Origin of the sequence: Paenibacillus sp. oral taxon 786 str. D14 (genome assembly GCF_000159955.1) — a bacterium.
GTDB classification, from domain to species: domain Bacteria; phylum Bacillota; class Bacilli; order Paenibacillales; family Paenibacillaceae; genus Fontibacillus; species Fontibacillus phoenicis.
Genome location: NZ_GG695978.1, coordinates 144,579 through 158,465 on the forward strand (window position 1 = coordinate 144,579; position 13,887 = coordinate 158,465).

The following is a 13,887-nucleotide window of genomic DNA, read 5'->3' on the forward strand; positions in this document are numbered from 1 at the left end:
CGGAGATTTGTCAAAAAATAAGAAAAATCGGGCAACGAACGACGGAGTTTGCTAATATATTGTTTTGATTTGTCAGCAACTTTTCTTTTATACATGCGTTTAATACAGTGTGAGTTAAAGGGAGTAACACAAAATGGGAGAGTAAGGGAGTTAAGGCATGAAATTTAAGAGATTGTTGATCACCACGATGTTGGTCGCATCGCAAGTGGCTATGGTGCTTCCAGCCAGCGCGGAGGAAATCGGGCAAGGAAACGGTCTGGAACCACAGACCGGAACACAACAGTTAGAAGTGAACGGGACAACAACCGATGTGGTGCAGCCTGGCGATCTGCCTGCAGATCAAGGAACAAACGATGGAACGACAGGAGAGACGGTTCCAGAAGAGGGTCAGGAAGGGACGGAAACCGGAGATGAAACGGTACCGCCAACAAGTCCGGTGACGACGCCTGCAGACCCAAGCATGCAGAGCCAAAGCAACTCCGGCCAACTGATTCTGATGGTGAACAGCAAGAAGATGTATCAGAACGGGAAGGAATACATTGCCGGTTATCCGATGGAAGTGAAAGACGGCGTATCTTACATATCGATCCGGGCCATTGTGGAGCGTGCAGGATTCCAGCTGTCTTTTGACAATACAACGAAAGAAACGATCATTAAGCGAGGCAACGACGAGCTGCGGTTTAAGCTGAATACGACTTATTATAAGGTTAACGGTGTGACGCAGACGATGCGGGGGAAATCCTATTCTGCGCAAAACAACTTCATGGTGCCGTTAACGGCGATCACGAAGGCGTTAAACATCTCGTATTCCTATGATGCGGTTGGCAAACGGGTGATCGTGAATTTGAACACGCTGCCGGTCGCTTCGTTTAGCATCGGCAACAAAGAAGTCATCGCCGGGGAAACACAGGTTCAATATATCACCAATGCGACTTCGCCAATCGGGCTACCGATCGTGAACGAGGAATGGATTGGACGCCAGGATGTCTTCATGACGCCGGGGGATTACACCGTAACTTACCGGGTGCAGGATTCCAGCGGCCAGTGGAGTAATCCGTTTACGCTGACGATTCATGTAGACAAGCCGCATACACCGCCGGTGGCGAATTTTACGACAGACAAAGACACCTACAAAATGGGTGAATTGATCACGTATACGGACCTCAGTACGGATGAAGTCGGCATCACCGAGCGGATTTGGGAGAATAAAGAGCTGGCGTTCTTTACCCCAGGTCAAATGACGATCCGCCTGAAGGTTGTCAATAAATTTGGCTTGTACTCGACCGTTGAGAAGACGATTACGATTACGAATGAGACGCTCTACACGCGGGACGAATTTAATAAGCTGTTCGTTCCGGTTGGGGAAGAATATACGTTTGACGGGACCCAGGTTCCAAGCTGGGAGCGGATTCGGTATGCCTTCACCTCCGATGCGGTTACGTTGATTCGGAGCAACAGCCCGGAAACGGTCTACTCCAAAGGGATTCTGTATAAGGAATCGGCGATTGGGAATACGCGCTTCATGATCCACCACGCTAATTCGACTGGGAAGCCGGTAAAAATGTACGTCATCGCGACGAACAACAACAGCGAAACGACGCGGTTGACGCAGAGCAGTCTAGGCTTTGGCGGACCAAGCAGTTATGCAACGGCTGCAGGGAAAGCTTCGGTCGTACGCTATTACGAATCGATGCAAACCGGCAGCAAATACAAGGATACATGGTTTGCTCCTGGAGAAAGCAAGATTATCCTGAATGAGCTGAGCGCTACGGCGATGAAGCAAGGGGATGTCATCTCCCTGTTTGCGGATTTGTATAGCGATCATACCTTAAATTATACCGTCATGATGGTTGATCAGGATCAAGATCCATTTAAGACGTTGCCTTATCTCAGTGTCTTAAAGCCTGATATCCATAACCGCGGCACTTATATGGAAGCCACTCGCAATATTGAAGTGACCGAGCTGATCGGCAATACGCCGTCCCGGTTGCTCATCGGCGACAACTCCAGCGATCCATTCCTGATCGGATACGATGGTCCAACCGGAGAGTATCGCATGAATGCCGGAAACTTCGGCGTTCTCTACAAGGTGAAGCTGTATCGGGTTGCGCCTAACACGCTGATCACGTTTAACCCGCGCGGCGGCCATTATATGGGCGGAATTATGGTCAACGGAAATATTGTCAGCTTACCATCCTCCGGCTCACTTAGTGCGCCTAACGAGAATGCGGTATTGTTCCGCACCGGTGAGCGCGAGCAAACTGTAGATCTGGTCTTCACGGCAGCTCCGGGCAGCAACTTGTCCGTCAACCTGCTGTTCCAGCAATTGCCGGAGAAGAAGAGCGAATAAACAGAAATGTACTTTAAAGCACGGCGCGAGAGCGCCGTGCTTTTTTTGCGTCCAAAATCAGTAGATCCTCCATCAAGTTGCGCATGAAATCAATTGTGCGAATTCGCTTTCTCCTGTAAGTTGAAAGAAAGCAAGGAAAAGGAGGGGGTAATTATGAACCACCTGAAGGTGATGATTGTCGACGATGAGATTTTGGCCATCGAGCACTTGAAGCGTTTGGTCCATTGGGAAGGCCTAGGGTTTACCGTAGCCGGAGAAACCGTTCATCCGCGGAAAGGGTTGGAATTGGCGGCCAAGCTGAAACCGGATCTGATTTTTGTGGATATTCGGATGCCTGGCATGGATGGCTTGATCCTGAGCGAGAGGCTGGCGGAAGCCGGGAGTCAAGCCAAGATCGTGATTCTTACCTCCTATAAGGAATTCGAATACGTAAAACAGTCACTGCGGATTGGCGTACATGATTACTGGGTCAAGCACGAATTAACGCCGGAGACCTTAACGCTGGAACTGGAGAAGCTCCGGGATACCATCGATAAGGATAAGGCAATCCAAAGAAAAATGAGCAAGACATTGCTTGAGCAGGCGAAGGCAGGAAAAGAACTTTCAAACGAAGAATTGAAAGCGCTTGCTAACTATATGGCCTCGTTTGGATCCCAGTATGTGTACATCGCTTTAGAGTTCGATACCCCTTATCCGGCAGTGGGTCGACCTATGGTCACACGAGATACGGGGATTCAGATGCCATGGGGGGTCGAGGACGGAACGAAATATCGTTGGATTGAGACGTTTACCATTGCGGCGGAGGGAACCCGGATCGGCGTTTTGCTTGGATTTGACGGCATGGTCAGCCGAAGGCAGCTGCATGAGGAACTTTTTCAGTGGAGCGCGCATTTGAAACAAGCGTATTCCGAGCATGTTTCTTCTATAGGGGGAACGGTATCCGTCGCGTGCTCGTCCGTGTTTCAGGAGGCAACGGGGCTGTTCGCTGCCGCGGCGTGGGCGGATAGGGCGCTGGATCTGCGTATTTTTACTGGGATGGACAGCGTGCTGATGTATTCCGAAGAAAAGGAAGGCACCATCTCAGCAGCGGATAGCCAAGAGACAGATTGGGAAGCGTGGATCCACCGACTACGTCATTATACGGAGGAGCATCGCCTTGCCGAAGTCGAAGAGGAGATCGACGCCATGTTTACCCTCGTCAAGAAAATGGCCCGACTTGAGGAATTGCGGATGCTCTGTAATGAATTGTCCAAGGAGCTGGATCGGCTTCGCATGAGCAAGGGAAGGTCTGCTTTTCGCGATGAACCGTACAGGGATATTGAGGGTTCTGATGATTGGACTTCGGTGTCCGGCATTGCGCGTTGGTTTAAAAAACAGTTCCGAGCCGCGATGGAGGACGAGCACAGGGACGTCTATTCAGCGAAGGTCAGGAAAGCGATCCAATACATTAACCGGCATTATGCCAAAGATTTAAGCACCGAACAAATTGCCGCGCATCTCGCAATCAGCGGCGATCATTTGCGGCATTGCTTCAAAAACGAAACCGGCCGTACGATCCTGGACTATTTAACGGAGGTTCGCATGGAGAAAGCCAAGCGTTACTTGGCGACAGGGCAATACAAGTTGTATGAGGTGGCGGAAAAAGTGGGTTACCGCAATAGCCATTATTTCAGTAAAGTGTTTCAACGTGTGACCGGACAGCATCCTCTGGAGTATTCGGAAAGGAAGCAATATCACGATGAGTAACTTATCCGGATTTAAAATGCGTGCTCGGATCCGCACCAAAATTATTGCCGTATGCGCTCTGATCCTATCCTCGTCACTATTGGCCAGCAGTTGGGTCACTTATTCGTATGTCAAGGATATCATGCGGGAACAAGCCGTCCGAGACAATACGACGAAACTGGAACAGACCTCTTCTTTCATCAATCGTATGCAGGAGCAATTACGTGAAACCGCGGAATATATCATCAGCGATTCCGAGGTGAATGCGTTGATGGTCAAAGATCCAAACGATACGTACGAGCAGAGCTACTTCAAGAAAAATAAGGTTAGAGAGAAGCTGAAGCTGTTTCCCGTCATGAACTCTAGCTTGTTAAACGTGATGATTATCCGGCCGGACGGCGAGGTGTTTTCCAATTACCAAGGGTATGACAGCTACTACAAAGACTATCTGAATCAGGCTTGGTTTGCCGATTACCGGATGGGACGCAGCGAATCGCGTTTTTCGGATCCGCATGATTTTATTTTTCTCAACCGTCGGCAACAGGTGATCAGTTATGTCGTAAATTACAGGAACTTTAAGGACGATGGCGACGAGCGGTATTACCTCGTGCTGGATTTCAATCAAAAAGATCTGGCGAGCTTATTTGAACAGAGCAATAAGGATTTCGAACGTCTGCTTCTACTAAATCAGGACGGCGTTCCATTGTTCGACAGCAACCCCGGAGAGACTCGTTGGACGGATACCGATTCGGAAGGGGGAAAATATATCGAAATTGTTGATGATTCCGTGGAGGAGGACTGGAGACAAGTTGCGGTGATCTCCAAATCACGCTTGTACGAGCGGGTTAACAAGCTGTTGCTCTTTTACACGCTGATTGTGGCCGTAAGCCTCATCGTGGTGATGATGATCCTGCTTCCTCTGCTCGTGCAACTGACCCGGCCGATCTCGAAGCTGGTCCGAGCGATGAAACGAGTGTCCGCAGGCGATTTGAATATCGAATTGCAGATCCGAAGCGGAGACGAAATGGAGCTGCTGGGGCTTGGATTTAACCGGATGATGAAGGATTTGAAATCGCTGATCGAATCGCTCGTGCAAGAACAGAAGGAAAAACGCAACATGCAGATCCAGCTCTTGTTGTCGCAGATGAACCCTCATTTTATTTATAACACGTTAAATACCGTAATTTATTTAGCACATGCAGGGCGGACGAAGGAGGTGGCCGACATGACCGCCTCGTTGATCCATCTCTTGCAAAACACGATCAAAATCGGCGATGATGCCTGGTTTACGACCCTGGAGGATGAAATAGAACTGGTGAATAAATACGCTGCCATCCAGGACTGCCGTTATCCCGGACGTTTTCGAATCGAATGGGACATTCAGGAGGAGCTTTTGCCCTGCATAGTCCTAAGGATGATGCTGCAGCCGCTTATTGAAAACGCGCTTTATCATGGGATATTCACCTCCGAACGGCAAGGTTGGATTGGGATCTCTGCACGGAGATCGGATCGGTTTATCGAGGTGTCCGTCCGCGACAACGGCATCGGTATCAGCACATCCCAAACGGTACCGCCAATCCAGAATGCCTCCACGGGAATCGGACTTACAAATATTCGCGAACGCCTGAATTTTCACTATGGTGCGCAGGCAGGCCTCGAGATCAAGAGCTTTCCGGGCGAAGGAACGGAAGTAAGGATTCGCCTCCCTTTCACCATCGAGGACGGGGACTCCACCGCGGAAGACAGCCGATTTATGCGTAAAATAACCGGGTTGTGAGATTTTAACCCCATCGCTAGCGATGATAAGATCACGGTGTAAGCGGATACAAACAGACTGTGGGAGGGGTTAAATATGAAGAACAAGCGTCTGAAAAAGAGTTGGGTGACGCTCTTGGTGTTGGCGATGATGATCGCGGCGGTATTGGCTGGTTGCGCGAAGAATGATTCTGCCGCCAATCGGAACACAAGTGAGCCACCGTCGAATTCGGGTGGGACTTCGTCCAACGCCGAAGGGGAAGCTCCTTCACTCGGCGGGATTCCCACAAACATTGAAGGAGAAATCGTCGTATGGGATTGGGATGAAGCCTTCCTGACCACGATGGTGCCGGAATTCAACAAAGTCTTCCCGAATATCAAAGTGAAATACACCGTCGTCAACAATAACGATTATATGCAAAAGCTGCAAAGCGGGATTGCATCCGGCTCTGAGGTGCCTGATGTCATATTGGGCGAAATGAACTTCCGCGGGCAGTTGTTTGATCTCGATGTGCTCGACAATCTGGAGCAAGCTCCTTATCACTTCTCCAAGGACCAGCTGCTGGATTATTTGCCGCCGCTTCTCTCGAACACCAAAGGCGAGCTGGTTGGCGTCGATCAATCGATTACACCGGCTGGACTCGGGTACCGGAGAGACCTGGCCAAGGAATACCTGGGCACCGACGATCCAAACGAATTGTCCAAGCTGTTGCCGGATTGGAATGCCTTCATCCAAAAAGGGATCGAAGTCAAACAAAAAAGCGGCGGTGCGGTTACGATGATCGCCAGTTTCGACGACGCCTACCGCGTGTTGAAAGGGCAAACCGAACAGCCATACATTAATGGATCCACGATTGAGCTGACGGAGCGAATGAAGGCGCCGTTCGAGAAGCTGTTCGCCATGCGGGACGCCGGGATTCTTGGCAAATATGAGGGGTATACCCCGGGATGGAACGCGTCGTTTGCGAAAGGTGATAATATTTTCTACCCGATGGCGCCGTGGAGTCCCAAATGGAATGTGCAGGCTAATGATCCGGACGGCATCGGGCGTTGGGGCTTGATGGCCGCGCCTGAAGGCGGCTTCACGTACGGAGGAACCTCTGTCAGTGTCTATAAGAACAGCAAGAACAAGGAAGCGGCCTGGGCTTACATTTACTTCTGTTATTTGTCCACCGAAGGAATGGAAACGAACTACAAGAAGCTGGGGAATATGCCAGGGATCAAGAGCTTCTTCGAAGAGCATCGCGATTGGCTTGAGGCAGGAACCGAGCTGGATCAGTTCTTTAATCAAAACCTGAGCTTGACGTTCTACGACGACATCGTGCCAGAAGTGACGGGATCGACCCAAACGAAATACGATTCGATTGTGCAGACGGCGTTTAATTCGCTATTCCCGCTGTGGATGAAGGATACGAGCATCGGTGTGGACGGCGCTCTGGAGCAATTCAAGGAAGCTGTCAAAAATCAGGCCCCTGAGGCAACGATTAACTAATCGGGAGGATTGCCGGGGTGAGAGCGTCTCGTTTCTCACCCCAACTGATTCCTGAAAGGGGGACCAACCATGATGAATGCCCAAACGGTCGTCAACAGCAAGCCGAGGAAGCGGCTTGGACTTCGGCTGTGGCCATACTTGTTTTCGCTTCCGTTCGTGCTTCTGTATTTGGCGTTTCAGTTTTATCCGGTCGTATATTCGTTTTTCCTCAGTTTTCACGAGTGGAACGGTGTCAGCGAGAAACGGTTTGTCGGATTCAGCAATTATGTGACGCTGTTTACAAAAGATCCGTTGTTTTACAAATCGATTTACAACACGGTCGTCATCTTGCTGATGTCGTTACCGGCCCTGATCTTATCCGGCATGCTTCTGGCTTATCTCATTTTTAACATGGTCAACGGGCGTATGTTTTTTTAAACGGCGAATTTTCTGCCTTATATTACTACGCCTGTCGCCATAGGCTTCATTTTCTCCTTTATGTTTGACTGGCAGACAGGGATCATCAACGCCTTATTCGTAAAGATGGGCTTGCTTAAGGACGGGATCTACTGGTTACAGGACCCCTGGCTGTCCCGGATCATCATCGCAATTATGATCGTGTGGCGGAATTTGGGTTACTTTATCGCAATCTATTTAGCGGGGATGACGGCCATTTCCCAAGATGTCTACGAGGCAGCGAAGGTGGATGGAGCAACAGCGCTTCATACCTTCACCCGCATCACGCTGCCGCTGCTTAGAAATATCTCCGTGTTCCTCATTGTTACTTCAATCATCGGAAGCCTGCAGTTGTTTGACGAGCCGAAGCTGTTGTACGGCGGCTGGACGGCTAGCCAGGTTGGCGGACCGGACAATGCGGCGCTGACGATCATCTGGAAGTTCGTCAACGATTCGTTTATGAATGTTCGTTTTGGGTATGGTGCGACGATCGCTTATGCCTTGTTCATGCTGATCGTTGTTTTCTCAATCGCCAGCTATAAGCTCTCCATGGGGAAGGGGGATCAGGAATGAAGATCGTAAAATGGGCGTTTCTCAGCCTAGTTACCCTCGCTTCGCTGTTCCCTTTTTATGTGATGTTGATGATGTCGACGTATTATTCTGAAGACATTTTCAAAGGCCTGCCGTTGATTCCTTCCGATTATTTGCTGGAAAACTTGAAAACCGTGTTTAAGACCAACTTCGTACAGGTTTACTTGAACAGTATGATCGTTTCGGTATCCGCAGTTTTTATCGGCGTTTTCACCGCTACGATGATCGGTTATGCGGTAGCTAAATACCAATTTAAGCTGAGGAGCTTTCTTCGCTATTTCATTATCATTACGATGATGGTCCCCAGCCAGGTTGGCTTGATTGGCTACGTCATCGAGATGAGAACGCTGGGGTTCGGCAATACGCTTCTCTCCGTCATTCTGGTTTGGAGCGCGTGGTCGTTTGGCGCTTTTTTCATGGTGCAGTTTATCAAGGACACGGTGCCAAATGAAGTCATCGAATGCGCGAGGATCGACGGGGCATCGGAGCCGCGAATCTTCTTTAACATCGTTATCCCGTTAATTAAGCCGGGGCTGGCCACGTTGGCGACGCTGGTGTTTCTCTGGTCATGGAACAACTACTTGCTGCCGTTAGTTACGATCAATAACAGCGATAACTATACGATCCCGCTGTTTGTTTCAACGCTGGGGTTTGTCCACCGGACCGATTATGGTGCCCGAATGGCGGCGCTGGGGTTGTCGACACTGCCTGTTCTGATCATCTTCCTGTTTGGCAGCCGCTCATTCATTAAAGGGATTACCTCAGGGGCCGTGAAGGGATAAGGGGCAAAGCGGAACCGTCGGAATCAAGCTTCTAATCTAAGAGGTGAATCGAATGTACAAGATCAGCACGCATCTTCCCCGCAAACTGACCATAACGATGTGGGATTTCTCCTGGTATACGATGACGATGCCGGGTGAGCCGTTTCACGATTTGGAGCAATGCTTCAAGGAGGCGGTGGAAAGGGGCTACAATACGATTCGCATCTGCGCGATGCCCTGCCTGTTGTTTAAGGCGGACGGCCCGCGCCATGGGCGATTGGCCTTCTCCAATCTTGGCTCAGTGGGAGTCAGGACACGCTGGTATAATTGCAAGGGTGGTGCGGAAATCGATGGTCACCAGCATTTATTAAATCTGTTCACGCTGGCAAAGCAATATGACATGTTCATCATCCTATCTTCTTGGGAGTATCAACAGAGCCCAAGCTTCCTGAAAACTCCGGAGCTATTCGAAGCGCTGCAGGCGATTCCGCCGCAGGAACGATTTATGGCTTTGGCCTTGTCGATGGATCAGTTGATCCGCTTCGTCAAAGCGGCTGGGCTTGGGGACCGCATCGCTTACGTGGAATTGCATAATGAGATCGAGTTTGGGCGGTTGAGTCAGATGGCGTTGGAGGCGGGTATCCCGTCCCGGCAGCTTGGCAAGCTGATCCGGTATACGAAGTCTTATGTGGAGGAGGCGCTTGCCTATTTACAAGAGCAGCATGCCGATCTTCGGATCACCGGCTGCTACACGCTGAACGAACCCTATTCCAAAGACAGTGTGCCGGGTAACGAGGAGGTCGCCCATTTTCATATGTATATTAACGGCGTATTGCAGCAGTTGATGGAGGAGACAGGGATCCGTAATCCGAATATTAAATTTCCTAATGCTTTGGTACGATCTCTACTAAGAGATGATGCTCCGCCGTTTGAGGACTACCGGCTGCCCGTCGGCGAGGAATGGCGAATGCATGAAAATCCGGTCGGACTAAAGCTGATGTACGTCCATGACTGGTGCGACCCGGTGAAATGGGATTTATACTTGTATGAGCATTACGGCGCACATAAGCAAGCGATGCTGCAGAAGGTGGACGAACGGTTTCAGGAAACCGCGGATTGGGCAGAGAAGCACGACATTCCGGTTGTTATAGGCGAAGGATATGTCGGCTATACGCCGCTGTTCGCCCAATTTGAGGAAGGTCCGATCGGCAAAGCTATTGCGGAATACGCCATACGAAAAGGGATGGAGCACGGCTTTTGGGGCATGGTGCTCTGCTCCAATTGCGCTCCTCATCATCCCTTTTGGTCCGACGTCGCTTGGCAGCAGAAGTGGAACCGGTTTATTTTGAACAGTTGAGATAGACGCTAACGCTCTTTTGCCTTCTTTAAGGCAAAGGGGCTTTTTTACGTTTCGCGGAGTTGGATCCCGTCGAATTGACGCTGCTGTGAATTTGGGGCATTATTAGAAGAGACGCATGGAACGAAGGTGCAGACGGGAGGAATGTCACATGCTGTCGACCGAGGAGATTATAAAAGTGATGTCCAGCCGGGGACTGCGGATTACCGACCAACGCAAAAGCTTGGCCAAACTGTTCGCTGAGCGGGACGGGTATTTGACCCCTAAGGACGTCTATGAATATATGGGTAAGGAATACAGCGGCCTTAGCTTTGATACCGTGTACCGGAACCTCCGGGTGATGGAGGAGCTGGGGGTGTTGGAGCAGGTCGTATTTGAGGACGGTTTGAAGTTCCGAGCCAGCTGCAGCAGTGAAGGGCATCATCACCATCATATGATCTGCTTGCAATGTGAGAAGACGTATCCGATTCATTTCTGCCCGATGCCGCTGACCGATGCGCCGGAGCAGTTCCAGGTTGTGAAGCATAAGTTTGAGGTATTTGGGTATTGCAAAAATTGCCGGCCGGACGGCAAGCCGCAGGATGCCGCGCCGGAGCAACACGAGGTGCACTGAGATGGGGCTCGTCCGCAAAACGTTTCAGGCGCCGATCCACGTGTACCGCAAGTTTATTTCGCCGCTCAAGCCGCCAACCTGCAGGTTTTATCCGACCTGCTCGGCATATGCTTTGGAGGCGATTGAGGTCCATGGCCCGCTGAAAGGGTCTTGGCTGGCGGCCAAACGGATCGTGAAATGCCAGCCGTTTCATCCGGGCGGTTATGATCCGGTTCCCCCTAAGGTAGAGAAGAAGCGCGGGGGAGAGCAAGGCACGCCTCCGCTGAGCGGCGGACAAGCCTAATCGCATTTGTGCGAGACCAACTCCAGCGCGGCTTGACACGGTTTGGAAATTTTTTTAATATAAAGTTTGAAATGAACAACCTCAACCTCAATACTTTCCAGTGAACGGATGAGTACAAGGATTGGATCCAGCCACAGAGAGCCGGGGGAGCTGCAAACCGGTCTGGAGCGTCTTTGGAATATGGTCCGGGAGGAACCGTCTTTGAGCCGAGCAGCGTGCGCTTTATGCGCAGCGCTTCGGTAAGGAGATGGCGTAGAGTCCGGCGTTAACGGACGGTCGAATTTCGACCAACGGAGCCCGCAGCCTGTGAAGGAGCGGGGAAATTGGGTGGTAACGCGTGAGAACTCTCCCGCCCCATATGGGGCGGGAGTTTTTTTGTTGTATTTGTCATGAAATAAAAGGAGATGAATCGCGATGTCCAACAAACCAACATTTTACATTACGTCGCCGATCTATTATCCAAGCGATAAGCTGCATATCGGCCATGCCTATACGACGGTGGCGGGGGATGCCATGGCGCGGTACAAGCGGCTGCGCGGCTTTGATGTCCGCTATTTGACGGGGACGGATGAGCACGGACAGAAGATCGAGCAGAAAGCGAAGGAAAAAGGCCAAACCCCGCAGCAGTTCGTAGACGGGATCGTGGCGGGGATCAAGCAGCTGTGGGAGAAGCTGGACATTTCCTACGATGACTTTATCCGCACAACGGAGCCGCGGCATAAGCAGGTCGTGGAGGCGATTTTTGACCGTTTGCTGAAGCAAGGGGATATTTACAAAGGGGAATATGAAGGCTGGTACAGCATTCCTGACGAGACGTATTATACGGAATCGCAGCTGGTGGATGTCATCCGCAATGAAAAAGGCGAAGTGATCGGCGGGAAAAGCCCGGAGAGCGGCCATGCGGTAGAGCTGGTGAAGGAAGAGTGTTATTTCTTCCGGATGAGCAAGTATGTGGATCGTTTGCTGAAGTTCTATGAGGAAAACCCGGACTTCATTCAGCCGGAGTCCCGCAAGAATGAGATGATCAACAACTTCATCAAGCCGGGGCTGGAGGATTTGGCCGTCTCGCGCACAACGTTCGACTGGGGCGTGAAGGTCAAAGGCGATCCGAAGCATGTCGTGTACGTGTGGATCGATGCGTTGTCCAACTACATCACGGCCCTTGGTTACGGTACGGACAATCAAGAGCTGTTTGAGCGGTATTGGCCGGCAGACGTTCATCTCGTGGGGAAAGAAATCGTGCGCTTCCATACGATTTACTGGCCGATTATGCTGATGGCGCTGGGGCTGCCGCTGCCGAAGAAGGTGTTTGGCCATGGCTGGCTCTTGATGAAGGGCGGGAAAATGTCCAAATCCAAGGGCAACGTCGTGGATCCAAACGTGCTGATCGACCGTTACGGGCTTGATGCTACCCGGTATTATTTGCTGCGTGAGGTGCCGTTCGGTTCGGACGGTTCGTTTACGCCGGAAAGCTTCGTACAGCGGGTGAACTCCGATCTAGCCAACGACCTTGGCAACCTGCTGAACCGTACGGTGGCGATGATGGAGAAATATTTTGGCGGCGAGGTGCCGGCTTATGAGCCAAACGCCACGGCGTTTGATGCGGAGCTGGAGCAAGCGGCGCTGGATACGGTCCGCAAGGTAGAGGAGGTTATGGAGAACATGGGGTTCTCCGTGGCGCTCACCCATATTGGGGCGTTTATCAGCCGAACGAACAAATACATCGATGAGACGCAGCCGTGGGTGCTGGCCAAAGATGAAGCGAAGAAAGGCGAGCTCGCTTCGGTCATGGCGCATCTGGCCGAGTCGCTGCGTATCGCCTCGATCCTGTTGCAGCCGTTCCTGACACAGGCGCCGGCGAAGATCTGGGCGCAGCTCGGCATCGCTCCCGGGGAGCTGACGACCTGGGAGAGCGCCAAGACGTTTGGCCTGATCCCGGCCGGAACGAAGCTCGTCAAAGGCGAGCCGATCTTCCCGCGGCTCGACGCAGAGCAGGAAATCGAGTTTATTTCGAACTCGATGACCGGGGGTACGCCGGCGGCTGAGGCTGCCGCCCCGGCTGCCGCTTCGGCGTCGACGCCGGCACCGGCAGTGGAGAAGCCGGAGCAGAAGGACGAAATCGGCATCGACGATTTCGCCAAGGTAGAGCTGCGGGTCGCGCAGGTGCTCGCCTGCGAGCCGGTGCCGAAGGCCGACAAGCTGCTGAAGCTGCAGCTGGATCTAGGCTATGAGCAGCGCCAGGTCGTGTCGGGCATCGCCAAGTTCTACAAGCCGGAGGAGCTGGTTGGACGCAAAGTGATTTGCGTGACGAACCTGAAGCCGGTGAAGCTGCGCGGCGAGCTGTCGCAAGGCATGATCCTCGCCGCTTCGGAAGGCGATCAGCTGACGCTGGCGACGGTGCCGGATACGATGCCAAATGGTGCGATCGTAAAATAATCAGACGGATAAGCGATGACTTGCGGTATGCTCACCGCAAGTCATCCAGGCCGCCAGAGGAACCTTCCTCTGGCGGTTTTGTTTGTTGT

At 51.6% G+C, this 13,887-nt stretch carries 11 protein-coding genes; all 11 read left to right on the forward strand.

The genetic code is table 11. The features are described from left to right. Window positions 1-157 precede the first annotated feature (157 nt). The 11 genes from POTG_RS13130 to metG all read left to right on the forward strand — a co-directional run bounded on the left by POTG_RS13130 (window position 158) and on the right by metG (window position 13,798). A complete protein-coding gene (locus tag POTG_RS13130) occupies window positions 158-2,350 on the forward strand; it encodes a stalk domain-containing protein (RefSeq protein ID WP_009225317.1) in 2,193 nt (730 codons plus the stop codon). A gap of 153 nt (window positions 2,351-2,503) precedes the next feature. Next, entirely contained in the window at window positions 2,504-4,096 is a 1,593-nt protein-coding gene (locus POTG_RS13135; protein ID WP_009225318.1) for a response regulator transcription factor, read from the forward strand. Next, on the forward strand, window positions 4,089-5,852 hold the full coding sequence (locus POTG_RS13140; protein WP_009225319.1) for a sensor histidine kinase: 1,764 nt from the start codon (window positions 4,089-4,091) through the stop codon (window positions 5,850-5,852). The genes POTG_RS13135 and POTG_RS13140 overlap by 8 nt, the downstream gene beginning before the upstream one ends. Before the next feature lie 75 nt (window positions 5,853-5,927). Next, the gene (locus tag POTG_RS13145) at window positions 5,928-7,322 is read left to right on the forward strand and encodes an ABC transporter substrate-binding protein (RefSeq protein ID WP_009225320.1); all 1,395 of its coding nucleotides are present in this window, start codon (window positions 5,928-5,930) and stop codon (window positions 7,320-7,322) included. A 69-nt stretch (window positions 7,323-7,391) separates the two neighbouring features. Further along, window positions 7,392-7,739 (forward strand): carbohydrate ABC transporter permease, encoded by a 348-nt coding sequence (locus POTG_RS24350; RefSeq protein ID WP_198136200.1) that lies wholly within the window; start codon window positions 7,392-7,394, stop codon window positions 7,737-7,739. Window positions 7,740-7,778: 39 nt separating this feature from the next. Then, on the forward strand, window positions 7,779-8,330 hold the full coding sequence (locus POTG_RS24355) for a carbohydrate ABC transporter permease (RefSeq protein WP_269724338.1): 552 nt from the start codon (window positions 7,779-7,781) through the stop codon (window positions 8,328-8,330). Then, window positions 8,327-9,130 (forward strand): carbohydrate ABC transporter permease, encoded by an 804-nt coding sequence (locus POTG_RS13155; protein ID WP_009225322.1) that lies wholly within the window; start codon window positions 8,327-8,329, stop codon window positions 9,128-9,130. The genes POTG_RS24355 and POTG_RS13155 overlap by 4 nt, the downstream gene beginning before the upstream one ends. A gap of 52 nt (window positions 9,131-9,182) precedes the next feature. Continuing rightward, window positions 9,183-10,466: a cellulase-like family protein gene (locus tag POTG_RS13160; RefSeq protein WP_036645275.1), complete on the forward strand. Its 1,284-nt coding sequence runs from the start codon at window positions 9,183-9,185 to the stop codon at window positions 10,464-10,466. A 151-nt stretch (window positions 10,467-10,617) separates the two neighbouring features. Next, window positions 10,618-11,079, forward strand: coding sequence for a Fur family transcriptional regulator (locus POTG_RS13165; RefSeq protein WP_016311681.1), 462 nt, complete (start codon window positions 10,618-10,620; stop codon window positions 11,077-11,079). Between the two features lies 1 nt (window position 11,080). Beyond that, window positions 11,081-11,362 carry a membrane protein insertion efficiency factor YidD gene (gene yidD, locus POTG_RS13170; RefSeq protein ID WP_028538267.1) on the forward strand — a complete coding sequence of 94 codons (282 nt, stop codon included), beginning with the start codon at window positions 11,081-11,083 and terminating at the stop codon, window positions 11,360-11,362. Window positions 11,363-11,776: 414 nt separating this feature from the next. Further along, complete coding sequence (metG, locus tag POTG_RS13175) at window positions 11,777-13,798, forward strand: methionine--tRNA ligase (protein WP_009225326.1); 2,022 nt, start codon at window positions 11,777-11,779, stop codon at window positions 13,796-13,798. The last annotated feature ends 89 nt before the right edge of the window (window positions 13,799-13,887 follow it).